20 protein-coding genes are annotated in these 23,036 nt (G+C 62.7%); 6 read left to right on the forward strand and 14 right to left on the reverse strand.

Translation table 11 applies throughout. The annotated features are described in order from the left end of the window. The first annotated feature begins 505 nt into the window (after nt 1-505). A complete protein-coding gene (locus tag AC0L3I_RS12510; RefSeq protein ID WP_473527073.1) occupies nt 506-1,582 on the forward strand; it encodes a D-alanine--D-alanine ligase family protein in 1,077 nt (358 codons plus the stop codon). On the opposite strand, the gene AC0L3I_RS12515 is transcribed toward AC0L3I_RS12510, so the two are convergent. Both AC0L3I_RS12515 and AC0L3I_RS12520 read right to left on the reverse strand, forming a co-directional pair. Further along, complete coding sequence (locus AC0L3I_RS12515; protein ID WP_473488519.1) at nt 1,574-1,942, reverse strand: hypothetical protein; 369 nt, start codon at nt 1,940-1,942, stop codon at nt 1,574-1,576. The two genes, AC0L3I_RS12510 and AC0L3I_RS12515, sit on opposite strands and share 9 nt — an antisense overlap. 119 nt (nt 1,943-2,061) lie before the next feature. Continuing rightward, nucleotides 2,062-3,093: an NAD(P)-dependent oxidoreductase gene (locus AC0L3I_RS12520; protein ID WP_473527137.1), complete on the reverse strand. Its 1,032-nt coding sequence runs from the start codon at nt 3,091-3,093 to the stop codon at nt 2,062-2,064. On the opposite strand from AC0L3I_RS12520, the gene AC0L3I_RS12525 reads away from it, so the two are divergent. Continuing rightward, nucleotides 3,092-3,415 (forward strand): winged helix-turn-helix transcriptional regulator, encoded by a 324-nt coding sequence (locus AC0L3I_RS12525; protein WP_473527074.1) that lies wholly within the window; start codon nt 3,092-3,094, stop codon nt 3,413-3,415. The genes AC0L3I_RS12520 and AC0L3I_RS12525 overlap by 2 nt on opposite strands. Nucleotides 3,416-3,448: 33 nt before the next feature. Here AC0L3I_RS12525 and AC0L3I_RS12530 read toward each other — a convergent pair whose 3' ends face one another. After that, nucleotides 3,449-4,381 carry a polysaccharide deacetylase family protein gene (locus AC0L3I_RS12530; protein WP_473527075.1) on the reverse strand — a complete coding sequence of 311 codons (933 nt, stop codon included), beginning with the start codon at nt 4,379-4,381 and terminating at the stop codon, nt 3,449-3,451. A 288-nt stretch (nt 4,382-4,669) separates the two neighbouring features. Then, nucleotides 4,670-5,809 carry a LacI family DNA-binding transcriptional regulator gene (locus AC0L3I_RS12535; protein WP_473527076.1) on the reverse strand — a complete coding sequence of 380 codons (1,140 nt, stop codon included), beginning with the start codon at nt 5,807-5,809 and terminating at the stop codon, nt 4,670-4,672. A 610-nt stretch (nt 5,810-6,419) separates the two neighbouring features. On the opposite strand from AC0L3I_RS12535, the gene AC0L3I_RS12540 reads away from it, so the two are divergent. From AC0L3I_RS12540 to AC0L3I_RS12550, 3 genes are all read left to right on the forward strand, one after another. Then, nucleotides 6,420-7,382, forward strand: coding sequence for a sugar-binding protein (locus AC0L3I_RS12540; RefSeq protein WP_473527077.1), 963 nt, complete (start codon nt 6,420-6,422; stop codon nt 7,380-7,382). Between the two features lie 193 nt (nt 7,383-7,575). Next, nucleotides 7,576-9,123 carry a sugar ABC transporter ATP-binding protein gene (locus AC0L3I_RS12545; RefSeq protein WP_473527078.1) on the forward strand — a complete coding sequence of 516 codons (1,548 nt, stop codon included), beginning with the start codon at nt 7,576-7,578 and terminating at the stop codon, nt 9,121-9,123. Between the two features lie 81 nt (nt 9,124-9,204). Next, nucleotides 9,205-10,200 (forward strand): ABC transporter permease, encoded by a 996-nt coding sequence (locus tag AC0L3I_RS12550; RefSeq protein WP_473527079.1) that lies wholly within the window; start codon nt 9,205-9,207, stop codon nt 10,198-10,200. A gap of 172 nt (nt 10,201-10,372) precedes the next feature. Here the strand turns inward: AC0L3I_RS12550 and phnN are convergent, their stop codons facing one another. The 9 genes from phnN to AC0L3I_RS12595 all read right to left on the reverse strand — a co-directional run bounded on the left by phnN (nt 10,373) and on the right by AC0L3I_RS12595 (nt 20,444). Further along, entirely contained in the window at nt 10,373-11,002 is a 630-nt protein-coding gene (gene phnN, locus AC0L3I_RS12555; protein WP_473527080.1) for a phosphonate metabolism protein/1,5-bisphosphokinase (PRPP-forming) PhnN, read from the reverse strand. Further along, nucleotides 10,999-12,138 (reverse strand): alpha-D-ribose 1-methylphosphonate 5-triphosphate diphosphatase, encoded by a 1,140-nt coding sequence (locus AC0L3I_RS12560; protein WP_473527081.1) that lies wholly within the window; start codon nt 12,136-12,138, stop codon nt 10,999-11,001. Before AC0L3I_RS12560 ends, phnN begins: the two co-directional genes overlap by 4 nt. 92 nt (nt 12,139-12,230) lie before the next feature. Then, nucleotides 12,231-12,938: a DUF1045 domain-containing protein gene (locus tag AC0L3I_RS12565; protein ID WP_473527082.1), complete on the reverse strand. Its 708-nt coding sequence runs from the start codon at nt 12,936-12,938 to the stop codon at nt 12,231-12,233. Nucleotides 12,939-13,091: 153 nt separating this feature from the next. Next, nucleotides 13,092-13,904 carry a 5-deoxy-glucuronate isomerase gene (gene iolB / locus AC0L3I_RS12570; protein ID WP_473527083.1) on the reverse strand — a complete coding sequence of 271 codons (813 nt, stop codon included), beginning with the start codon at nt 13,902-13,904 and terminating at the stop codon, nt 13,092-13,094. A 308-nt stretch (nt 13,905-14,212) separates the two neighbouring features. Further along, complete coding sequence (locus tag AC0L3I_RS12575) at nt 14,213-14,425, reverse strand: DUF3329 domain-containing protein (RefSeq protein WP_473488530.1); 213 nt, start codon at nt 14,423-14,425, stop codon at nt 14,213-14,215. A 47-nt stretch (nt 14,426-14,472) separates the two neighbouring features. Continuing rightward, nucleotides 14,473-15,390, reverse strand: a complete 918-nt coding sequence (iolE, locus tag AC0L3I_RS12580) for a myo-inosose-2 dehydratase (RefSeq protein ID WP_473527084.1) — start codon at nt 15,388-15,390, stop codon at nt 14,473-14,475. A 171-nt stretch (nt 15,391-15,561) separates the two neighbouring features. Continuing rightward, entirely contained in the window at nt 15,562-17,412 is a 1,851-nt protein-coding gene (gene iolD / locus AC0L3I_RS12585) for a 3D-(3,5/4)-trihydroxycyclohexane-1,2-dione acylhydrolase (decyclizing) (RefSeq protein WP_473527085.1), read from the reverse strand. 35 nt (nt 17,413-17,447) lie between these two features. Continuing rightward, on the reverse strand, nt 17,448-19,382 hold the full coding sequence (locus AC0L3I_RS12590) for a bifunctional 5-dehydro-2-deoxygluconokinase/5-dehydro-2-deoxyphosphogluconate aldolase (protein ID WP_473527086.1): 1,935 nt from the start codon (nt 19,380-19,382) through the stop codon (nt 17,448-17,450). Between the two features lie 216 nt (nt 19,383-19,598). Continuing rightward, the gene (locus tag AC0L3I_RS12595) at nt 19,599-20,444 is read right to left on the reverse strand and encodes a MurR/RpiR family transcriptional regulator (RefSeq protein WP_473488534.1); all 846 of its coding nucleotides are present in this window, start codon (nt 20,442-20,444) and stop codon (nt 19,599-19,601) included. 155 nt (nt 20,445-20,599) lie between these two features. Between AC0L3I_RS12595 and AC0L3I_RS12600 the strand changes: the two genes are divergently transcribed. Further along, nucleotides 20,600-21,709: a Gfo/Idh/MocA family protein gene (locus AC0L3I_RS12600; RefSeq protein ID WP_473527087.1), complete on the forward strand. Its 1,110-nt coding sequence runs from the start codon at nt 20,600-20,602 to the stop codon at nt 21,707-21,709. 211 nt (nt 21,710-21,920) lie between these two features. Here the strand turns inward: AC0L3I_RS12600 and AC0L3I_RS12605 are convergent, their stop codons facing one another. Continuing rightward, nucleotides 21,921-23,012, reverse strand: coding sequence for a 3-deoxy-7-phosphoheptulonate synthase (locus AC0L3I_RS12605; protein ID WP_473527088.1), 1,092 nt, complete (start codon nt 23,010-23,012; stop codon nt 21,921-21,923). Nucleotides 23,013-23,036 lie beyond the last annotated feature (24 nt).

Here is a 23,036-nt window from a genome sequence, read left to right on the forward strand (position 1 = left end):
CGGCTGTTGCCGCAGGAATGGTCCAGATCAGAAAGAGTAACGAAGCGAGCAGCCGCAGGCCAGCACCCGCGCTGAGCAGAACGCCGGGCCTTGTGCTAGCCTGTCTTGGACCGCTTCGTCTCATCTCACCGGTACGGCTCTCATAACACTGCGACTAATACGCTTTCGCCTTCGTTGCCTCAGTAAGCGGCAGGCCGCACTCTTTGTCTAACTACAGCACTTGCATTGCGAATTGAAGCGCACCTTTCACGGACTCAAAGGCGTTGGCCGATGCGCTTCCTTTTCGACGAGGAGCACAAAGGAGGAGGCCGCTCCAGAGCACCACTCGATGTAGCTTGGAGTAGGCGCGTACACTCCTATACGAATAACCAACGAGAAGAATGCCCCGAACAGGGCTCATCTGCCTAGCTTTCCTGGCTTTCTCGGGGAACGTTCAGGCTGCGCGCCGGGACGCGGCCTAACGTGCCACTGCCGGTATTCCTGCCAGACCATTTTGGAGACGCTCATGGCCGACACCTCGAAAAGACTGCGTATTGCCGTGCTCTTTGGCGGACGCTCCGCCGAGCATGACGTTTCGGTGCTGTCGGCAACCAACATCATGCGTGCGCTGGAACCCGCGAAATACGATGCCGTTCCCGTCTTCGTCACCGGCGAAGGACAATGGCTGCTGAGCAGCTTCGAGAATGGCACGCTGGCGAAACCATCGAGCGGTACCGAAGTCTGCCTCGTGCCGGGCGGGCAGGGACGGATGATGGCGATCCCGACCCGTGGCGCGGCCCACGAACTGCCTGACGTCGACATCCTGTTTCCCGCCCTTCACGGCCTCCACGGCGAGGACGGCTCCGTGCAGGGGCTGGCGGAAGTGGCGCGCGTGCCGCTCGCCGGCTGCGGCATTCTCGGTTCGGCCGCAGCCCTCGACAAGGACATTGCCAAGCGGCTGCTGAGTGAGGCGGGCTTGCCCGCCGCGCGGTCCGTCACAATCCACCACGGCGGCGCGCCGGCCTTTGCGGAACTGCAGAGCGCGCTTGGGCTTCCGCTTTTTATCAAACCGGCCCGGCAGGGCTCCTCTGTCGGCGTCAGCAAGGTTTCGGCTGAAAAAGACTATGAGGCAGCGCTGACAGAAGGCTTTAGGCACGACCGCAAGCTGCTGGCCGAAGAATTCATTCGAGGCCGCGAGATCGAGTGCAGCGTGCTGGAGGATACGGAAGGCGGCCTCTTCGTTTCCCGTCCCGGCGAGATCGTGCCGGCACAGAGCCACGGTTTCTACAGCTACGACGCCAAATATATCGACGAGCACGGCGCAGCGCTGAAAGTCCCGGCCGAACTGCCGCAGGAGATCGAAGGCAGTATCCGCGCGATGGCGGCAAAGGCCTTCCGTGCGGTCGGCTGCGACGGCATGGCCCGCGTTGATTTCTTCGTGACGCCGGACATGCGCGTCCTCATCAACGAGCTCAACACCATTCCCGGTTTCACCGATATCAGCATGTATTCCAAGGCGATGGCGGCAAGCGGCGTCAGCTATTCCGAGATCATCGATCGGCTGGTGGCGCACGGGCTGGCACGCGCTGGTCGATCAGCTTGACCGTGCCAACGGCCCAAAAAAGCCGATGATACGCGTTATTCGCTTCTGGCCAGAGTCGAGGAAGGCTATGTCCAAACCCTCAGGGAAGGACGATCCATCAGGCACCACAAACTTCCACGCAAAGCGTGCGATCCCATGATGAACATCCACGTCACTTGTCCGTAGGATGCGGGCACCGGGATGCTTGGCCAGAACTCTTGCGATGTGCGCGAGCAGTTCTTCCGCGCCAGTCGCATGGACTGTAGGATCCGTGTATGTCGCGCCATCGCTCCAGATCGGTAACAGCAACGCCCGCCGCTGCTCGGCGTTCTGATCGGACCAAGCAGCACAATACGAATCGATGAGAAGCGTCAAAGGCATTCTATTCCCCTAATGTAGGCCACTGGTCTGACTCGGCCGACGCTCGGACAACAAAGCCCGAACCCGTCGGCCGACGGCAAAGCGTGGTCCGCCTCAATAAGGCCGGAGACCAAATCCGCTCAGCCAGCCAGAAGGGATCCCTCGCGCGGTCCGGATCGGAGAGATCTCTTATCCGGACTTTCCAGAAATTGCGATAACGCCGCGAAATCATCATGTAGGTGGCCAGCTGCAATCGCCCGTTGGAAGATTGCGTCGTAACTGTCGACCACGGAGCGGTCGATCTTGCGCGCCTCCATCAGCTCCAGGAGATGCTGGAATGCGCCGTAGTACGGGGAGATCGACGAGAGCGTCTCGTCGTCGCTGGCAAAACGGCCAGCATTCGTCCGGTTGATGAGGTCGGCGACAAGCCCCTCAACAACAGGCGCTGTTGCGGTCCACTGCCGAGCCAACTCGCCGAGGTCGATCTCTTCGGCCTGACACACGGCGATCGCATGCAGCGTGCCGAACAGCGCGCCCCACATGAGAGCGAGCAGCGCCCTATCAAGTGCGTTCGCACGTCCCGGCTCTTCCCCGATATGCTGGACATTGCCGCCCAAGGCACGAAACATCTCCTCGTTCGCGTCGAAAGCCTGCCTTGGCCCCGAGATCAGTATCGTCCCGGCATCTGTGCCGATGAAATCCGGCGTGGCCATGATCGCGCCATCGAGATAGCTGGCTCCGTGCTCGGCAAACCATTCAGCGGCTTCGCGTGCGCCATGCGGCGTTCCCGATGTGAGTTCCACGACCAGCTTGCCGCGAATGGCTGAAGCAACAGCATCGTTGTGCAGAACTGCAGCGGTTGCCTGGTCGTCGCTTACGTTCACAATGATAATTTCAGCCGCATTGACAGCTTCCAGGACGGACCCCGCGACAGTGGCGCCGAGTGCGGCCAGCGGTTCGGCCCTCTGTTTCGTCCTGTTCCAGACCGTCGTCCGATATCCCGACCGGAGCAGGGCGCGGGCGAGCGCCGATCCCATACGACCCGTCCCCACAACGCAATAGGCGCGCGGCGCCATGGTTTTGCCGTCAAGGGCAGAGGTATGTCGGAGTGAATGGCGCGCACAATACGCACCTGGAGGTAAGTGGTTACCCGACGGTAAGGAGAGCATCATGAATAAGCCGACGGGCAATTGCGGCTTCGCAACCGCGATCAAGGCGATCGAAGGGAAGTGGAAAGTGGATATTCTTTGCGAGCTTGGAACGGCATCTCGCAGGTTCGGCCGGTTGAGGCAGTCGATTCCGGCGATCAGTGAAAAGATGCTGACGCAGAAATTACGCGAACTGGAGGCTGACGGGCTTGTGAACCGAGAAGTCTATCCGGGATCGCCGACTAAAGTCGTCTACTCGTTGACAGAAAGCGGAGCGGCGCTCAATGCTGGAGCAGAGGCGTTATGCCGTTGGGGTGAGCAATTCCCTTCCCGCACCGATGCTTAAGGATGCCGTTCGCCATGCGAGTTGGACGTTGCCTCATGGCGCTTCGCCCTCGGCCGGAAACAGCGACAGCCAATAACGGGCGATATCGTTGCGGCGCATGAAGACGGCCTCCGGCCTGGACAGAACCGTCTCGATTATGCCTTCCAATGCCGCGGCCCGGTTGGGCTGGCCGGTCCACCGCGCATGGATTGCTATCGTCATCATGCGCGCGCCTTCTTCCCTGGCTTCCCTGATCAGGAAGTCCAGATAGGCTTCGACGTTGTCCACAAAGTCCTTCGGCGTCACATAGCCGGGGCTGAACAGATAGCGGCTGTCGTTCAAGGTCTTGGAATAGGGGACGACCAGAAGGCGCCCGTTCTGTGCCGGCACGAAATAGGGCAGGTCGTCATTGCACGGATCCGAATCGTACAGGAAGCCGCCTTCCTCGATCAGGAGGTCGCGCGTGTTGACGCTGGGAAAGGAACGGCTGTTCCAGCCGATCGGGCGCTCGCCGAGCAGCTCGATGAACAGCGCGACAGCGCGCTGCAGATGGTCGCGCTCCTCGTCACGGCTCAGGGTCCATTGTTCGGTCCAGCGCAGGCCATGGCCGAGCAGATCGTGACCCGATTGGCGCAGCCATGCCGTCACCTCCGGGTTGCGCCGCAGCGCCTCGGCACAGCTCGAGATCGTGGCGTGGACGCCGTGTCGCTCGAGCAGTCTGGCGATGCGCCAGATGCCGACGCGGCTGCCATACTCGAAATGCGTTTCGGTGCCGAGATCGCGGATGCCGGCCGGCGCCGACAACGGATATTCGCCCCAGCCATCGCTATGGCTGTCGCCCTCGAACAGCGAATATTCCGACCCTTCCTCGTAGCAGACCACGAGATTGACTGCGACCAGACGTCCGTCCGGCCAGATGATCTGCGGCGGCCGCCGGCCGTAACCGACGAAATCGCGCGGCGGGCCGTAGCGATGCTGGAGCTTCATGGCAGTACAACTCCTGGCGGGTTGCTGATCCGCATGTACGGGTCAGCGAGGAGATCGGACTCGAAGCCCGTGCGAAACGGCGAGCCCGATCAGATTTACCCTTGGATCCAGGATTTCGCCACAACCAGACTGCAGCAAACCGTATGTCAATCCGCAGAACTCGGGATACAAGAATCCCGATCCACCATGCCAGGCGACAATGTCGGGGCCATCGCCCTTTGCGGGGGCGCCTGTCTGGTTTGGAGCGGCATCAGTACGGCGTTTGCATTGACGGGAGTCTGGAGGTGCTCAGCTGGCTGTCAGTCCGTGTGTGCGCCCAGGCGCCAGAGCACTGACCGATTCCCGCTCGACCAGCGGGCATTCAAGCTTGGTAATGGGGTAGCGGCCGCGGCCGGGCGGTGCAGGGACTTCCAATTGCTCGATCGCCCATTGCCCCATCGCCATATGCGGCAGGATCGACGTCGTCAAAGGCGGGAACAGATGCCGGGCGATTTCCTCGTCGTCATAGCCGATCACCGAAATATCCCCAGGGATGTGCAGGCCGGCTTCCTTCAGCGCTTCGTAGCAGCCGATCGCGGTGCGGTCGTTCTGGCAGAAGATGGCGGTTGGGCGGTCCTTGAGCGCCAGAAGCTTGACGGTCGCGGCGTAGCCGGCGCTCGCCGACCAGTCGCCCTCGACCACCAGCTCCGCATCGAACGGGATGTCGGCCGTCGCCAGCGCCCGGCGGTAGCCCTTCAACCGATCCTGCGCCGCCTGCATCCACGGCTCGCCGGTGATGGTGGCGATGCGGCGGTGGCCATGGCTGATCAGGTGGCGGGTGGAGCTCTGCCCGCCGGCGATTTCGCTCGGCACCACGGCGGGGAAGGCGTAGTCGGCGGTATAGCAATTGAGCAGGATGACCGGGATATCGAGGTCGTAGAGATAGTCGGGCGCGGCGATCTCGCGCGTGAAGATGGTCATGTAGATCAGCGCCGAAATGCCTCGCTTGGTCAGTGCCGCAATCGCGCGCGGCTCCATGACGGAATCACCCAAAGTCTGCGCGACCAGCACGACGTTCCCGGCATTCCACGAGGCCTGGCGCGCTCCTTCTATGGCGACGACCGCTTCGGGACTGGTCGCCAGTTGATCGACCGCGAAGCCGATCACCCCGTCCAGCCCCTCGAACGAGGCGATAGGGCTGCGAAGAGCAGAGAAGGCTGGTGGCGCATAGCCGAGACCCCGCGCGGCCTCGATCACCCGTTCGCGGGTCTGCTGCGAGAGCCTTATGCCTGGCGTGTTGTTGAGGACGAACGAAACCGTTGCCTGCGAGCAGCCGGCGGCCCTGGCGATATCGGTCATGGTGACGCGACTCTTGGGATTCTTGGCCGATGGCTTTCGGCGCCGGGAGGCTTCAAGGGCAGGATCGCGCAGATCCGTCGGTTCGCTCATGGCGTTGTGTTCCAAATTCCCGGCTTGGCTAGCCAGAGGTCGTCCTGGACGTCATTAAGGACGGCAGGACGGCCGACGACGCTTCGGTTTATAAAACAGGCACTCGATTAATCGTTATTATCATCCTGGCAGCCGAATGGCTAGCAGCGCGTAGAGAGCGATACGCGGTTCTGGAAGATCGATTGCTGGGAATGTGAGCCAATTTCAAGGCGGTTAGACGGCTTCGGAAGCCTCCCTTTCTCACCACACGGCAGGCAGACCATTCGCCAGCGGCACCAGGTTTCCAACCAGAGACTAATACTATTTACTAATAGGCGTGAGCGTTCTATTGTCAATTCGTCATGCCCGGCTCGGGACTGAACGGGCCATGACGGGAAGCAGGCGCGTGGCGCGGCATCCGCGGCTCTTGGGCCGGCAAAGCAACACCACGCAATTACGGAAATGTCAGACAAATCCGACTATACGAACAGCCAATGAGTCTCTAAAGTCCAAAATCGCGGCTGGAATGGCGCCGTTCTTTCGCTGCCAGCACCCCTTGAGGAGGAGGCGTCCAGCCGCATTCGACAAGTTCAGATCAGCGAAAATGACTGAATCAAATGGGAGGTTGAACATGAAATCTGCGATACGAAATGCGTCCGTCGCTGCCGCGGCCTTGGCTCTCGGCCTGTCCATCACGGCGATTGCCCGTGCCCAGGATAAACCGACGCTGGCCTTCGTCGTCAACGGCGCTTCCGATTTCTGGAAGGCGGCCGAAGCCGGCGTCAAGAAGGCCCAGGCCGAACTGCCCGACTACAATCTCGAGCTCAAATATCCGGAGCAGTCGTCGGTCGCCATCCAGCAGCGGCTGATGGACGATCTGGTGACGGCCGGCGTCAAGGCGATCATGGTTTCGGCCGTCGATCCCAAGACGTCTACCGACGGGCTCAACAAGATCGCCTCGGAGACGGCGCTGTTCACCACCGACAGCGACGCGCCGCAGACCAAGCGGGTCGCCTATATCGGCTCGTCCAACATCGATGCCGGCAAGCAGGCGGCCGAGATCGCCAAGAAGGCGATGCCCGACGGCGGCAAATGCCTCGGCTTCGTCGGCCTGCTCGGCGCCGATAATGCCAAGGAGCGCATCGAAGGCATGAAGGAAGGGCTCGCCGGCACCAAGATCGAGCTGATCGACGTTCGTGGCGACGACATCGACCAGGCCCGCGCCAAGAAGAACGTCGAGGACGCGCTGGTCGCCAGCCCCGACGTCACCTGCATGGTCGGCTTCTATTCCTACAACACGCCGCGCATCTATGAAGCGCTGCGCGACGCCGGCAAGCTCGGCCAGATCACCGTCGTTGGCTTCGACGACGATCCGATCACGCTGGGCGGCGTCAAGGAAGGCACCGTCGCCGCCACCGTCGTGCAGCAGCCCTTCGAATGGGCCTATCAGGGCATGAAGCTGATGGCCGCCTATCTCAAGGACGACAAGTCGGGCGTTCCCGCCGACGGGCTGATCATCGTGCCGACCAAGATCATCGGCAAGGACGACGTCGACGACTATGCCGCCAATCTGAAGGCGATGTCCGGCAATTAGGACGAAGGCAGTTGCGCCGGCTCGAGGTTCGCTTCGGGCCGGCGGCTCGCATTGACGAACCCTGCGAGGGTCGTCAGTCTGCAGATGGAGCTACGAGCATGATCCCGAACCGAAGGACCGCGCCAGCGAAAAGTGGGAACCGGTTTTCGCTGGAGATCATGCTCAAACAACGGCCCACCGGCTGCTGTCAGGCATGATGAATTATTCCGACGCATCCATCGGCGCATCCACGATTGCCCCGTTCCTCAGCCTTGAGGGCGTGCGCAAGACCTATCCCGGCGTGGTCGCGCTGGATGGGTTTTCAATGGAGGTCAGGCCTGGCGAGGTCATCGGTCTCGTCGGCGAAAACGGCGCCGGCAAGTCGACGCTGATGAAAATCCTCGGCGGCGTGACCACTCCCGACACCGGCACGATCACCGTCGACGGCGTCGCCCATGACGGGCTGACCGTCGAAGCCAGCATCGGTTCCGGCATCGCCTTCGTCCACCAGGAACTCAACCTGTTCGAAAATCTCGACGTTGCCGCCAACATCTTCTTCGGCCGCGAGCCGGTGCGCGCCGGTCCGCTAAGGCTCGTCGACCGGGCCAGGCTGCGCGCGCTGGCGGCGCCGCTGCTCAAGAGGGTGGGCGCCAATTTTTCGACCGACACGCCGGTATCGACGCTGTCCCTTGCCCAGCAGCAGATGGTCGAAATCGCCAAGGCGCTGTCGATCGAGGCAAGGCTGGTCATCCTCGACGAACCGACATCGAGCCTGCCCCTTGCCGAAACCGACAAGCTGCTCGATGTCATCAAGGCGTTGAAGGCGGAGGGGATCAGCGTCATTTTCATCTCGCATCGCCTTCACGAGGTCGAGCGGGTCGCCGATCGCGTCGTCGTGCTGAGGGACGGCAGGCTTGCCGGCACGCTGCCGAAGAGCGCCATCAACCACGACCAGATGGTCAAGCTGATGATCGGCCGCATGCTGAAGGAGAGGGAGAAGGCGGCAGAATCGGCGCGCCCGCCCGGCACCGTCGCCCTGTCGGCCAAAGCCATTCGCACCAGCGCCTATCCCGACCGGCCGGTCGATCTCGGCGTCAGGCGTGGCGAAATCCTTGGCCTGGCGGGTCTTGTCGGCTCCGGCCGCACCGAACTGGCGCGTGTGCTTTTCGGCATCGAGAAGAGCCTTGGCGGTGCGCTCCAGCTTGATGGAAAGGATCTGGTCCTTGGTTCGGCCGCCGACGCTGTGGCCAACGGGATATTCCTCGTCCCGGAAGACCGCAAGCTGACCGGCATCCTGCTCGATATGTCGATTGCCCAGAATATTTCGCTTCCCAATCTGCCGGCGCATGCTCCGCGATCCCTGGTCTCTGCACGCGCCGAAGCCGTCACCGCCGAGAAGCAGAAACGCAATCTCGGCATCAAGGCGCCCTCGGTGGCGACGCGCACCGGCACGCTGTCAGGCGGCAACCAGCAAAAGGTGGTGCTTGCCAAATGGCTTGCCATGAGCCCCAAGGTGATGATCCTCGACGAGCCGACGCGCGGCATCGACATCGGCGCCAAGGCCGAGATCTACGGGCTGATGCGCGCACTGGCCGATGCCGGTGTCGCCGTGCTGATGATCTCCAGCGACATGGAGGAGGTGATTGGCGTCTCCGACCGCATCGCTGTCATGCATGAGGGCCAGATCTCAGGCATTCTAGACAAGGAACAGTTCAGCCAGGAAAACGTGCTGCTGCTGGCCGTTGGCAAACAGCCGAAATAGTTTTTGTTTGCGCAGGTCCTGGTCGCAAAACCGCGGAGCACTTTTGCGGAACCTGCCTAGGCAGGCATTGGGGAGAAGACGATGAGCAAGAAAGATCTCGGCCTGCTGATCCTGATCCTGGTGGTGGGAGCGGTGGTGGCGATCATCAATCCGCGGTTCCTGCTGCCGATCAACCTCGCCAACACATCGAACCTGATCGGGCTGTTCGGCATCCTGGCGATCGGCCAGGCTTTCGTCATCATCACCGGCGGCATCGAATTGTCGGTCGGCTCGGTAGTCGCGCTGCTCGGCGTCCTGTTCGTCGATTTCATCGCCACGCGCGGCATGGCATGGCCGGCAGCGCTGCCGCTGATCCTCGTGCTCGGCGGCATCATCGGGCTGGCACATGGCTGGCTGATCACACGGCTCAAATTGCAGCCTTTCGTGGTGACGCTGTGCGGCCTCTTGATCTATCGCGGCGTCGCGCGGTTCTACACTGCCGACGGCACGGCGGGTTTTGCTTTCGGACAGAACTTTCCGGAGCTCGAATTCCTGACCGCGGGGCGATTCCATGGCGTGCCAAACAGTTTCATAGCGCTGATCGTCATCGCCATCGTGATGTGGGTGGTGCTGCATCGTTCGGTGTTCGGCCGCTATCTCTACGCCATCGGCAAGAATGAGGAGGCGGCGAAATATTCCGGGATACGCACCGGCCGCGTTGTCATGGCGGCCTATGTCATCTGCGGCGTGCTGACGGCGCTATCGGCGATCTACTTCGCGATGTACACGCGCTCGATCTCGCCGGCGAGCCACGGCCAGTTCTACGAACTCTATGCCATAGCGGCAGCGGTGCTCGGCGGCTTCTCGCTGCGCGGCGGCGAGGGCTCGCTGATCGGCGTCATCCTCGGAACGGTCCTGCTGCAGGAACTGCAGAACCTCGTCAACCTGCTCGGCATCCCCTCCTCGCTCAATTTCGCAGTGATGGGCGGCGTGATCCTCATTGGCGTGCTGGTCGACCAGCAATGGGGCGTGTACCGGGAGCGGCGGCTGATGCTGGAGGCAACCCGCAAAGGCGCAGCTGGCGCTGCCGCGGAGTAGCCGCTCCGCCTCTCCCTTCTCCCCTTGTGGGAGAAGGTGGCCGAGCCAAGCTCGGCCGGATGAGGGGTGTTCCAGCTTGACGCCGACCGAGCTCCGGCCAGCACCCCTCAACCGTCTTGGCGCTACGCGCCAATCCACCTTCTCCCACAAGGGGAGAAGGGAAGACGCAGCCTTAAATTAAGCCCGACATGTCCGAAAACGCCATCGCCTTGCGCAGCACGTCGGCAAAGCGCTCGCCGGCCGCTTCGCGCGGGCCGCTATTGTCGATCGAGGTGACGCCTGGTCCGGACAACGCCACATTGGCGCTGCGCGCCAGCCGCGCCAGCACTTCGCCGCGCGACTCGCGGCCGCGCATCGCCAGTCGCTCGGCCAGGATTTGCGGCGAAGCGGTGATCTCGACGATCGCCAGATTGGCATAACGATCACGCAGCGCCGGGATGATGGCGCGGGAGACATTGGCGATGGCGACGCGGCCGTTGGCGACCGACCGGTCGACTTCAGCCGGGATGCCGTAGCGCAAGCCATGCGCCTCCCAGGAGATGGCGAAGGCGCCATCCGCTTCCGCCTCGACAAAGGCCGCATCGGCAAGCGTGTCGTGATCCTCGCTTGCCATATCGCTCGGCCGGGTGATGACCCGGCGGACGAACTCCAGCCGCGTCTCGTCGGAAAATAGCGACCGGGCATAGCCGATCACCGTGTCCTTGCCGGCGCCGCTCGGGCCGACGACGGCGACGAAGACGCCGTCGCGGATCGGAAACGCCGCAGCCGACAATTCACGCTTGATCAACGCCGACGGCATCATGCGACCCGGCGTCCCTGCCGCCAGACGGTGCGGACAACCGGGACATGGTCGTCGAGACGTACACGAACCACATCGGCGCGCCGGCCCTGTTCGATGACGCCGCGATCGGAGAGGCCGACTGCCTCGGCCGGGTTCTTCGAGACCATGGCGACCGCCTGAGGCAGGGAAATGCCGTCGACCACGTCGCCGAGGAAAAACGCCGACTGGATCAGGCTGAAGGGAATGTAATCGGACGACAATATGTCGAGCAGGCCTTCGCCGGCGAGCGTGCGGGCCGAAACATTGCCCGAATGCGAAGCGCCGCGCATGACGTTCGGGGCGCCCATCAGCACCCCGAGCCCTGCCGCCTTCGAAGCTTTTGCGGCCTCTTTGGTCGTCGGGAATTCGGCGACGCGGACGCCTTGTTCGATCGCCTCGTCGACATGGCCGGTCGTGGCGTCGTCATGGCTGGCCAGCACGATGCCGCGCTGATGGCAGGCAGCAGCGATGAAGGCGCGGTTCGGCCCTGAATTCGTCGCCGACTCCGCCATCCGCTTCTCACAGAATTGCTGGAATTCGCGATCCGTCAGCTTCAGCTTACGCTGGTAGTAATAGGCATAGGTTTCCAAATCGACGAACTGGCGCTGTCCCGGCGCATGGTCCATCAGCGACGCCAGCTTGATCCTGTCATCGCCGTCAAAATGCGCGAAGGCTGCGAGGCAATCCGGCGCCGAAACCTCGCAGCGCAGATGGATGAAATGGTCGGCCCGCAGCCGGTCCTGCTGGACGCTGTCCTCGATCGCATCGGCCAGCTTGCGCATGTCGGCCGAATTCATGTCGGCGTCGTCGTCCATACCGACGCGCAAGGCATCGAGCACGGTGGTGATGCCGGCGGTCGCCACTTGCGCGTCGTGAGCGAGCACCGCGGCGATCGGGTTCCAGCGCACTTTCGGCCGCGGCGCGTAATGGCCTTCGAGGTGGTCGGTGTGAAGCTCGACCAGCCCGGGAATGATGAAATCGCCGCCCATGTCCTCGCCGCTCCGGCCGGCACCGGCATCGATCCCGGAGATCAAGCCGTCGCGCAGCACGATCGACCCTTCGACGATCTCGTCGGCAAGCACGATGCGGGCATTGTTGAGAACGGTCTCGGTGGTCATTTCAGGCAGTCCTTGGAGCATTTTGCAGCCAATTGGAATCACCGATTGGGTGAATTGGCGTTGCACAAATGCGGTTAAAACAAATGGCCATTTCAGGCAGTTTTTCTGGCCGGGCGGCGCCCGAGCGCGTGATGGGAAAGCACCATGAACGGGGCGCCAGGTTCGGTTTCGACAAACAGGGTCAGTGCGTCCACCGGCACCGGCCGTTGCAGGACCTGCGCAAACAGGCTGTCGATTGCTGCGCGAAGACGAGGGCTTTCCTGTGACGAGACACGGCCGGACAGCGTCATATGGAACCGGAAGGTCCCGAAGACATAGGGGTAGCCCCACTGGCAAAGATTGCGGAATTCATCCGGCTTCAGCGAGTCAGGGCTGCGCCGTTCGATCTCAGCCTCGCTCAGCGGCGCGCGAAAACGGTCGAAGTCGCGCACAACGTCGTCGGCGAAGCGGTTGAGCGCCGGCAGCGGTCCTTCCGGCACCAGCGCGAAGAAGCCGTCGATCTGGCTGACGACCAGCCGTGGGATCGTCACCATCGGCGTCGTCTCGGCGAAATCGTCCAGTGCCGCGCGAAGCGCGCCTTCCGTTTCGTTCGAAGCCAGCCGGAAGGGCGCCTTCAGTGTCGCATGAAAGCCGTAGCGGCGTGCCGAAGCGGTGTGGAAGGCGACTTCCGCCGCCGACAGTTCGCCCACGGCCTCGACCGGCCTCGTGGCGGCGCCGAACGGGTCGCGGCCGAGCCAATTGGCGGCGATCCGCGCCAGCGGTTCGTCCTGCCGGGGTGTGAAATAGATAGCGTAGCGCATCGAAAGTCCTCGTCAACTCCCGCTGCCATAGGCGATTTGCATGACGAAATGACGAAGCTGATGATCGCTCCTGATAACAAAGTTGTTCAGGCGGGTCATTAGCCGACGATTTTTTCGCCTTGGGCCAGTTTGCCGACCCGGACGGGCAGCGCCTCAGGCCTTCATCAGCCATTCGTGCTCGGGCGCGTTGTGGAATTTCCACGTCCGCTTCGGCCCGGCCATGACGTTGAGGTAGTAGAGGTCGTAGCCATGGCAGGCGGCACAAGGGTGATAGCCCTTTGGCACCAGCACGACGTCGCCGTCCTCGATTGCCATCGCCTCGTCGAGCGAACGAGCGCCATTCCGATCGGCATCGGTGTAGACCCGCTGGAAGGCAAAGCCCTGTGGCGGATTGAGGCGGTGGTAATAGGTCTCCTCAAGATAGGATTCGGCCGGCAGATTGTCCTGGTCATGCTTGTGCGGCGGATAGCTCGATGTATGGCCGCCGGGCGTAATGACCTCGACCACCAGCAATGAATCGGCCGGCTTGCCTTCCGGCAGGATGTTGGTGACATAGCGCGTGTTGGTGCCCTTGCCGCGAACCTCCTGGCCGAGATCCTTCGGCGCAATGACGCGGACCGGCAGGCCGCCGCCAAGCCCCGGCGCCGAGCAGACCGCGACTTCGAGGTCGGTATCGGCGGTCACCGACCAGTCAGAACCCTGCGGTACGTAGACCGACCACGGCTTGCCTTCGAAGGGCGACATGCGTTCGCCGAGCAGGCCGAGATCCTTGCCGCCGGCCTTGGCCTTGCCCTTGCCGGTGACGAACACCAGGCAGACTTCACGGTTCGCGGTTTGTCCGGAGGCTATTTCGCCTGGCCGCAGCCGATGCAGATCGAAACCGACATAGGTCCAGCCGGCGTTTTGCGGCGTCACATGGGCGACGCGGCCATGCCCCTTATCGGCTTTGACCAGCAGTTTCGACATTGAGGTCTCCTATCCTCGACACTCGAATTCCAACTTCGTCATCCTAGGGCGAAGCAGGAGCGAAGCTCCGTCGCGAAGACCCTAGGATCCATGCCGTAACCTTGGCCGAAGGGCACAGCGGAGCAGAATTCTGCACCGTCATAATACTTCGAAGTCATGGCATGGATCCTAGGGTCTGCGCCGCGTCGCTGCGCTCCTTGCTCCGCCCTAGGATGACGAAGCGAGGGGTGTACCGGCCAATCGCCGACGCATGCGATCTGTCAGTCACGCGGTATCCGATCCAAAAACTTCTGCGCCATGGATTCCGATCATTCCTTCGGCTCGGCCGGATCCTTGCCGCCGTCGGCCGGCTTGTAGAGATAGAAGAACTGCCAGACGGCATAGCCGGCGAAGCCGAGCGCGATCGTGCCCCAGAACGGCGCGCCGGTGGCAAACTCGACCACGGCCCAGCCCAGGCAGACCGCGACGATGGCAACGCGCCGCCACAAAGGCCGGAAGAACGGATGCTCAGAGTCCTTCATCGGATCAACCCCCGCATCGGATCAGCCCTTCGCCGGGAATACTGCATTCAAGCATTGGGGAAGCCCTGTGTTGCAACCGTGTAGCCGGCGGCCGTCATCACCCGCATCAACTCCTTGTAGCCGACTTGCGCCATCTTGAGCGGCGGATTCTTCTTCGGGTCCTGCTCGGCTTCGACCACGAACCAGCCTTCATAGCCGTAGTTCGCCAGCCTTTCCACAATGGCACCGAAATCCAGCGAACCATCTCCCGGCACCGTGAAGGCGCCAAGCGCCACGGCATCGAGAAAGGATTGCTTCTGGCGATCCAGTTTTTCAATCACCCCCATGCGCACATCTTTCACATGCACGTGGTTGATGCGCTGGTGATGGTTGTCGATGGCGTGCAGAACGTCACCGCCGGCAAACGCCAGGTGACCGGCATCGAGCAGCAGGGGAATGCCTTCACCCGAGTAGCGCATGAAGGCATCGAGCTCCGGCTCGGTCTCGACGACCGCCGCCATATGATGGTGATACGAGAGCGGCATGCCCTGCTCGGCGCACCATTCGCCGAACTGCGTGAGGCGCCTCGCATAGGCTTTCATCTCGTCATCCGAAAGCCTGGGCTTGGTGGCGAGCGGCTTCGAGCGGTCGCCCTGGATGGAGCGGCCGACCTCGCCGTAAACGATGCAAGGCGCGTTCACCGCCTTGAACAGATCGATCATCGGCTGGATGCGATCCTTGTTCTTGGCCATGTCTTCGTCGACCAGCGTACCGGAGAACCAGCCGCCGCAGAGCGTCACGTCGGCCTCCTTCAGGATCGGCAGCATGATTTTCGGATCACTGGGAAAACGGCGGCCCATTTCCATGCCGGTGAAGCCCGCCGATCGCGACTGGCGCAAGCACTCTTCCAGCGACACGTCATCGCTGAGTTCCGCAAGATCGTCGTTCCACCATGCAATGGGAGACATGCCCAGTTTGGCTTTCAAGTCGTCACTCCAATGTCAGTTCGTTCAATTTTCATTCGTCGGCGCTGCCCCTCATCCGCCTGCCGGCACCTTCTCCCCGTAAGGACGGCGAGAAGGGACAAACGTCAACGTTCGCGACCCCCTCTCCCCGTCCTAACGGGGAGAGGGTAAGGGTGAGGGGCAGCGCCGACATCAATCACCAACACTCTGCATCCGCCGCTTTTCTTCATAGGCTTTGCGTGCGGCGTTGACCTGCGGCCGCGAAGAAACTTCCGGCACGGCGACATCCCACCAATGGCCGCCGACATCGGTCGACACCAGTGGGTCGGTGTCGATGACCAGTACCGTCGTCTTGCTATTGTCTTTCGCCTTTGCCAGCGCCGTTTCCAGCCCGGCGATCGACGAAACCTTCTCGGCGATGGCGCCGAGGCTTGCCGCATGCGCGGCGAAGTCGATATCGGGCATAATCTCGTGGCGTGCGTCCTTCAGCAGATTGTTGAAGTTGGCGCCGCCGGTCGCCATCTGCAGCCGGTTGATGCAGCCATAGCCCCTGTTATCGAGCAGCACGATGGTCAGCTTGAGGCCGAGCATGACCGAGGTCGCGATCTCGGAATTGAGCATCAGATAGGAGCCGTCGCCGATCATCACGACGACCTCTTCACCCGGCTTGGCCATCTTCACGCCGAGCCCGCCAGCGATCTCGTAGCCCATGGTCGAGAAGCCGTATTCGGCGTGGTAGGAGCCGGGCGCGCCGGCTTGCCAAAGCTTGTGCAATTCGCCGGGCAGGCCGCCGGCGGCATGAAGCAGTATCACGCCGGAGCCCATGGCGCGCTGCACGGCGCCGATCACCTGCGCGTCGGACGGATAGGCGGCATTGGTCGACGCCGCCACCTTGCCGGCATCGGCCTGCCAGTCCTTTTTGCCCTTGGTAGCATTGTCGGTCCAGGCAGCCGGCGCCTTCCAGCCGTTCAGCGCCGCGCCAAGCTCGGCGAGCCCTTCCGCCGCATCAGTGACCAGCGGCAGCGCCTGGTGTTTTCCCGCGTCGAAAGGCTGGACGTTCAGCCCGATGATGGTCTTGCCGGAATTCTTGAACAGCGCCCACGAGCCGGTGGTGAAATCCTGCAATCTGGTGCCGACGGCAAGCACGACATCGGCTTCTTCAGCCAGCCGGTTGGCAGCCGAAGTGCCGGTGACGCCGACCGCCGCCATGTTGAGCGGATGATCGTCCGGAAGCGAGGATTTGCCGCCCTGTGTCTCACAGATCGGGATACCGGCGCCTTGCACCAGCTTCGCCAATTCACCGGAAGCCTGCGAATAAAGCACGCCGCCGCCGGCAATCACCAATGGCTTCTTCGCGCCCTTCAGTACTGCCACCGCGGCCGCCAGCTCCTGGCGGTCCGGACGCGGTCGGCGCTGGGTCCAGACCCGTTCGGCAAAGAAGCTCTCGGGGTAATCATAGGCCTCGGCCTGCACATCCTGGCAGAGCGCCAGCGTCACCGGTCCGCATTCGGCCGGATCGGTCAGCACCTGCATGGCGCGATTGAGCGCCGGGATGATCTGCTCGGGCCGGGTGATGCGGTCGAAATAGCGCGACACGGGCTTGAAGCAGTCATTGACCGTCGCCGTGCCGTCGGAGAAATCCTCTGCCTGCTGCAGGACGGGGTCGGGGATGCGATTGGCGAAAACGTCGCCGGGGAGAAACAGGACAGGCAACCTGTTTACATGCGCAAGTGCTGCCGCCGTCACCATGTTGAGCGCTCCGGGGCCGATCGAGCTGGTGGCCGCCATGAAGCGTCGGCGAAAATTGGCCTTGGCGTAGGCGATCGCCGCATGCGCCATCGCCTGTTCGTTGTGGGCGCGAAAGGTTGGCAATTCGTCGCGCACCTGATAAAGCGCCTCGCCGACGCCGGCGACATTGCCATGGCCGAAGATCGCCCAGACGCCGCCGAAGATCGGCATTTTCTTGCCGTCGATCTCGGTCATCTGGCGAGCAAGAAAGCGGGTCAACGCCTGCGCCATCGTCAGGCGGATTGTCTTGGTCATGTTGTTTTCCTCCGCAGTCCTTATGCCGCGCCTTCTTATGCTGCTTTGCGGCCGCGCGCGGCAAGCCATGCCTCGGTCAGCCTCTCGAAGCGCGACGCCATGTCGGCCACCGCCTCGTCGTCCGACATCTTGCCGGCAAGCCATTGTTCGGCCGCGTTGATGAAGATGGTGCGTCCGACGGCGAAGCCCTTGACGATGGGCGCCTTGGCGGTGGCGGCGAAGGCCGCTTCCAGCTCGTCCTGTGGCGCTTCCAGGCCGAGCAGCACAATCCCGCGGCACCACGGATCGTTCTTCAGGATCACCGCTTCGATCTTTGCCCAAGCCCCAGCTGAAGCCTGCGGTTCAAGCTTCCACCAGTCGGGCTTGATATCAAGCGCATAGAGTTCTTCCAGCGCCCGTGGGATCGTCGTGTCGTCGAGCTTGCCGTGCTTGCCGGCGATGATTTCGATGAGAAGTTCTCTCCCCACTTTCCGCGCGGCCTCGAACAGGCTTTTGAGCTTCTGCTGCTGCTCGGTCTTCAGCGCCTCCGGGTCGTCGGGGTGATAGAAGCACAGGCACTTGATGCAATGGTCGACCGGCCACTCGATCAATTGCGAGCCGATATCCTGCGAGAATTCGAAACGAAGCGGCCGAGATCCGGGCAATTCGACTGGCCGGCCAAGCCAGGCGAAGGAATGGCGGGCGAATTCGAACATCGCCTCGCGGCCGTATTTTTCGTCGAGCAGCATGCCGTAACCGGCGCGACCAGCGGCAACCTTTGCCGCCGCCTTGACCGTCAGCACCTTGAAATCATGGATGCGCGACGGATCGGCGCCGGCTTTCGCGGCGACATCGTCGAGCTGGATACGGTGGTCGCAGGCCAGCGCCATCAGCGAGGGAATATCGCGCCGGCGCGTCGTCGCCCAATGGATATGGTTGATCGCCTCGTCCTTGCGCAAGGCCAGATGCTTGCTGCCGTTCTTCAGGAAGAACTGCAGTTCCTCAAAGGTCGGGTATTCCGGCGCGCAGAGCAGCCGCGACACGGCGAAGGCGCCGCAGGCATTGGCCCAGGTCGCCGCCGTCTCCAGGCTTTCCTCGCCGAGCCAGCCGCGCAGGAAGCCCGACATGAAGGCATCGCCGGCACCGAGCACATTGTAGACCTCGATCGGAAAGCCCTTGCCGACGATGCCGTCTTCGAGATCATCGCTGATCGGCCCATCATAGACGATGCAGCCCATGGCGCCGCGCTTCAAGACGATCGTGGCCTTGGACAGCGAGCGGATGGTCTTCAACGCGCTCAGGCAATCATCCGCACCGGAGGCGATCATGATCTCTTCTTCGGTGCCGACGATCAGGTCGCAGTCGGGCAGCACTGTCTTCAGCTGGGCGGAGACCCGGTCGGATTTCACGTAGCGCTCGAAGCCTTCGGCATGGCCGGCGAGACCCCAGAGATTAGGGCGGTAGTCGATGTCGAACACCACCTTGCCGCCCTTGGCCTTAATAGTGCGGATCGCCTTGCGCTGCGCGGCGTCGCTGTTGGGTCGCGAAAAATGCGTACCGGTGACGACGATCGCACGTGCCGAAGCGATGAACGTCTCATCTATGTCCTCCTCCGCCAGCGCCATGTCGGCGCAGTCGGAGCGGTAGAAGATCATCGGCGAGACGCCTTCGTCCTCGACCGACAGCAGCACCAGCGCGGTCAGCCGGTCCGGGTCGGTCCTGAGGCCGGCCACGGAAACGCCCTCGCGTGTCAACTGCTCGCGGATGAAACGGCCCATCTGCTCGTTGCCGACGCGGGTGAGCAGCGCCGAGCGCAGGCCGAGCCTCGCCGTGCCGACCGAAATGTTGGCCGGACAGCCGCCGACCGACTTGGCAAAGGAGGTGATGTCCTCCAGGCGCGAGCCGATCTGCTGGCCGTAGAGGTCGACCGAGGCGCGGCCAATGGTGATGACGTCGAGCGGCGCATGTTTCGCGTCCACGGCTTCGCCCATTCGAACCTCCCATCAGCCTTGTTGTCTTGGGTAACACGCGCGAGCGGCAGCGTGGCGCCGGCAATATGAAATAATAATTCCAATCCATAGTCAATATGGAACGCGCATTCCTTTACTGAAAAGTGCTAGACCATGATCCCGAACCGAAGGTCAGCGAAGCAAAAAAGTGGCGCCCGGTTTTCGGAAAAGATCATGGTCAAACAAGAGAAAAGTTGTCTAGGCCTTGCGCTTCCTGCCCGCATCGCGCCGCTTTTCGCCAACCGCAACGGTCAGCGCCATGGCCAGCGCCATCGTTGCCGACAGCGACCGGAAGCCGGCGAAATCGGCCTCGGCGACCTCGAACCAGACTTTGGCGAACTGGGCGAGCGGCGAAAACGAACTGTCGGTGATCGCCACGATCGGCACGCCTTGCTCGGAAATGACGCGCGCCTCCTCGATGGCCGCCGGGGCATAGGGTGAGAAACTGATGGCGATGACGGCATCCCTGGGCGAGGCAAAGCTGATCATCTCGGCGTTGAGGCCGGCGGCCGATTCGATCAGCTGGTTGCGGATCTTGAGCTTGCCCAGCGCATAGGCGATGTAGGAGGCGACCGGATACGAGCGGCGCTTGGCCAGCACATAGATCGTCTCCGCCTTCGCAAGCAGGGCGATCGCATCTTCGAAATGGTCTTCGTTCAACCTGCCTGAAATATCGTTGAGCGAGGTGCTGGCCGCGGCGACGAAGCCGTCGAAAATCGCCCGGTGACCGGCGCCTTCCTCGGCCTTGGCGCGCAATGCCGCCAGCCTTTCGTCATAGGACGAATTGCGCTCACGCAGCCGCTCGCGAAACACCAGCTGTAGGCTGGTGAAGCCGTCGAAGCCGAGCTGCTGGGCGAAGCGGATCAAGGTCGAAGGCTGGACGCCGGCGGAGGCGGCAATGCTGGCGGCGGTGCCAAAGGCAATATCGTCGGGATTGTCGAGCGCATAGGCGGCGATCTGCGCGATGCGCTTGGGCAGGCTATGGCGCCGTTCCAGGATCGTCGAACGCAGCGTTTCGAAATCGCGGGGCACCCGTTCGTCCATCGTCGCTCCGCCTAAGCCATCAATCGATGCCGTGTGTGCCCCATCATAGCGAGCCTGTGCAAGAAGGCCATAAAAAATGAGGCATGCGTTCCATTTCTGGATAAAATGGACTAATTCATCCACACAAAATCGTCCTGGCAGCGGAGACAAGGGAAATGGTCGGAGTCGGTCTTATCGGCACAGGCTTCATGGGCAAGTGTCACGCCATCGCCTGGAACACGGTCGGCACCGTCTTTCCCGACGTGGCCAAGCCAAGGCTGGTCCATCTCGGCGAGGTCACAGAGGACCTTGCCAAACGCCGTGCCACCGAATTCGGCTTCGCCAAGGGCTCCGGCGATTGGCGCGCTGTCGTCGATGATCCGGATGTCGATATCGTCTCGCTGACCACGCCCAACCAGTTCCACCCGGAGATGGCCATCGCCATCCTCGAAGCCGGCAAGCATTTGTGGTGCGAAAAGCCGATGGCGCCGAGCTTTGCCGAGGCGCAAGCCATGGCGGCGGCGGCCCAAAAGTCCGGCAAGGTGGCGGCGCTCGGCTACAACTACATCCAGAACCCGGCCATCCGCCATATCGGTGCGCTGCTCGACGAGAAGATCATCGGCGAGGTCAACCATCTGCGCATCGAGATGGACGAGGATTTCATGGCCGACCCGGAGGCGCAGTTCTTCTGGAAGCACGAGGCGGCGTCCGGTTACGGTGCGCTCGACGATTTCGCCGTGCATCCGCTGTCGCTGGTCGCCGTGCTGTTCGGCCGCGTCGCCCGCGTCATGTGCGACATGGCAAAACCCTATGCCGATCGCCGCGTCGCGTCGGGCGGGCGCCGGGCGGTTGAGACCTACGACATCGCCAGCGTGCTGATGCATCTCGAAAACGGCATTGCCGGCACGCTGCTGGTCAACCGTTCGGCCTGGGGCCGCAAGGGCCGGATCGCCATCCAGGTCTTCGGCTCGAAGGGCTCGATCCTGTACGATCAGGAGCGGATGAACGAGTTCCAGCTCTATCTCACCGCTGACCGGCCGACCGAGCAAGGCTATCGCACCATCCTGGTGGCGCCGCATCACAAGCCCTACGACGCCTTCCTGCCGGCACCCGGCCACGGGCTTGGCTTCAACGATCTCAAGATCATCGAATGCCGGGAGCTTTTGACGCGGCTGGCCGGCAAGCCGGCGCGGATCATCGATTTCGACGGGGGCCTCGAAATCGAGCGCACCGTGCATGCCATGGCGAGCTCATTCGAGGAACTGCGCTGGGTTGATGTGAGGTAGCGCCGGCGTTGGCTCACCTTCTCCCCCTGTGGGAGAAGGTGGCCGAACGAAGCTCGGTCGGATGAGGGGTGTTGGACGGATCGCTACCTTTGAAGTTATAAGCCTTTAAAATCATTCCTTTTTTTAACGCAGCATCCCGTCCGGCACCCCTCATCCGGCTCGGCGCTGCGCGCCGATTCACCTTCTCCCACAAGGGGAGAAGGTGAAAGCTTCAGGCGGCGCCCGGACGGCTGGAGATGATAGCGCGTCGCGCTGATCGGCGCCGCTCGACGGCGTCGGCAAGGCCGTGCAGCACCGTCTCGGTGGTTGCCCAGTCGATGCAGCCATCGGTGATGCTCTGGCCGTAGACGATCGGCTTGCCGGGCATGATGTCCTGCCGGCCGGCGACGAGGTTGCTCTCGATCATGACGCCGATGATGCGCTCATCGCCTGCCGCGACCTGGCCCGCCACGTCAGCCGCCACCGTCGGCTGGTTCTCCGGCTTCTTGTTGCTGTTGGCGTGGCTGACATCGATCATCAGCCGTGGCGCTACGCCGATCCGGCCGAGTTCCGCGCAGGCGGCAGCTATGCTCGTCGCGTCATAGTTCGGCACGATGCCGCCGCGCAGGATGACGTGGCAGTCCTCGTTGCCGGTGGTCGTCGCGATGGCGCTGCGCCCGCCCTTCGTCACCGCCATGAAATGATGCGGCTGAGCGGCGGATTTCACCGCTTCGGCGGCGATCCGCAAATTGCCGTCGGTGCCATTCTTGAAGCCGACCGGGCAGGACAGGCCGGATGCAAGTTCGCGATGGATCTGGCTCTCTGTCGTGCGCGCGCCGATCGCGCCCCAGGCGACGAGGTCGGCAATGTATTGCGGGGTCGCCATGTCGAGGAATTCGGTCGCCGCCGGAAGGCCGAGATTGTTGACGGCGGAGAGCACGTTGCGGGCCAGTCTCAGTCCTTTGTCGATGTTGAAGCTGCCGTCCAGGTCGGGATCGTTGATCAGGCCCTTCCAGCCGACCGTCGTGCGCGGCTTCTCGAAATACACGCGCATCACGATCTCCAGCCGGTCCGACAGGCTCTCGCGCAACCCCGCCAGATGGCTGGCATAGTCTACGGCAGCGGCCGGGTCGTGGATCGAACAGGGGCCGACGACGACGATCAGCCGATCGTCGGCGCCGGTCAGCACGGCGTGGATGGCGTTGCGTGCCGCGGCAACGGTGCGCGTCGCCGTCAGCGTGCGCGGTATCTCCCGCATCACCTGGTCCGGCGTACTCAATTCCCTTATTTCCTTGACCCGAAGATCGTCGGTGGTGGTCAACACGGCTTTCTGCTCCTGGTTGGGAGA

This window comes from Mesorhizobium sp. WSM4840, from assembly GCF_055811755.1.

What these genes read in the sequence shown, in the direction of transcription:
- AC0L3I_RS12560 (WP_473527081.1), bottom strand. Translation starts at nt 12,138, where the DNA reads ATGACCACCGAGACCGTTCTCAACAATGCCCGCATCGTGCTTGCCGAC.
- AC0L3I_RS12550 (WP_473527079.1), top strand. Translation starts at nt 9,205, where the DNA reads ATGAGCAAGAAAGATCTCGGCCTGCTGATCCTGATCCTGGTGGTGGGA.
- AC0L3I_RS12565 (WP_473527082.1), bottom strand. Translation starts at nt 12,938, where the DNA reads ATGCGCTACGCTATCTATTTCACACCCCGGCAGGACGAACCGCTGGCG.
- iolB (WP_473527083.1), bottom strand. Translation starts at nt 13,904, where the DNA reads ATGTCGAAACTGCTGGTCAAAGCCGATAAGGGGCATGGCCGCGTCGCC.
- AC0L3I_RS12540 (WP_473527077.1), top strand. Translation starts at nt 6,420, where the DNA reads ATGAAATCTGCGATACGAAATGCGTCCGTCGCTGCCGCGGCCTTGGCT.
- AC0L3I_RS12515 (WP_473488519.1), bottom strand. Translation starts at nt 1,942, where the DNA reads ATGCCTTTGACGCTTCTCATCGATTCGTATTGTGCTGCTTGGTCCGAT.
- AC0L3I_RS12510 (WP_473527073.1), top strand. Translation starts at nt 506, where the DNA reads ATGGCCGACACCTCGAAAAGACTGCGTATTGCCGTGCTCTTTGGCGGA.
- AC0L3I_RS12590 (WP_473527086.1), bottom strand. Translation starts at nt 19,382, where the DNA reads ATGGGCGAAGCCGTGGACGCGAAACATGCGCCGCTCGACGTCATCACC.
- AC0L3I_RS12545 (WP_473527078.1), top strand. Translation starts at nt 7,576, where the DNA reads ATGATGAATTATTCCGACGCATCCATCGGCGCATCCACGATTGCCCCG.
- AC0L3I_RS12530 (WP_473527075.1), bottom strand. Translation starts at nt 4,381, where the DNA reads ATGAAGCTCCAGCATCGCTACGGCCCGCCGCGCGATTTCGTCGGTTAC.
- AC0L3I_RS12595 (WP_473488534.1), bottom strand. Translation starts at nt 20,444, where the DNA reads ATGGACGAACGGGTGCCCCGCGATTTCGAAACGCTGCGTTCGACGATC.
- AC0L3I_RS12535 (WP_473527076.1), bottom strand. Translation starts at nt 5,809, where the DNA reads ATGAGCGAACCGACGGATCTGCGCGATCCTGCCCTTGAAGCCTCCCGG.
- AC0L3I_RS12575 (WP_473488530.1), bottom strand. Translation starts at nt 14,425, where the DNA reads ATGAAGGACTCTGAGCATCCGTTCTTCCGGCCTTTGTGGCGGCGCGTT.
- phnN (WP_473527080.1), bottom strand. Translation starts at nt 11,002, where the DNA reads ATGATGCCGTCGGCGTTGATCAAGCGTGAATTGTCGGCTGCGGCGTTT.
- iolD (WP_473527085.1), bottom strand. Translation starts at nt 17,412, where the DNA reads ATGACCAAGACAATCCGCCTGACGATGGCGCAGGCGTTGACCCGCTTT.
- AC0L3I_RS12600 (WP_473527087.1), top strand. Translation starts at nt 20,600, where the DNA reads ATGGTCGGAGTCGGTCTTATCGGCACAGGCTTCATGGGCAAGTGTCAC.
- AC0L3I_RS12520 (WP_473527137.1), bottom strand. Translation starts at nt 3,093, where the DNA reads ATGATGCTCTCCTTACCGTCGGGTAACCACTTACCTCCAGGTGCGTAT.
- AC0L3I_RS12525 (WP_473527074.1), top strand. Translation starts at nt 3,092, where the DNA reads ATGAATAAGCCGACGGGCAATTGCGGCTTCGCAACCGCGATCAAGGCG.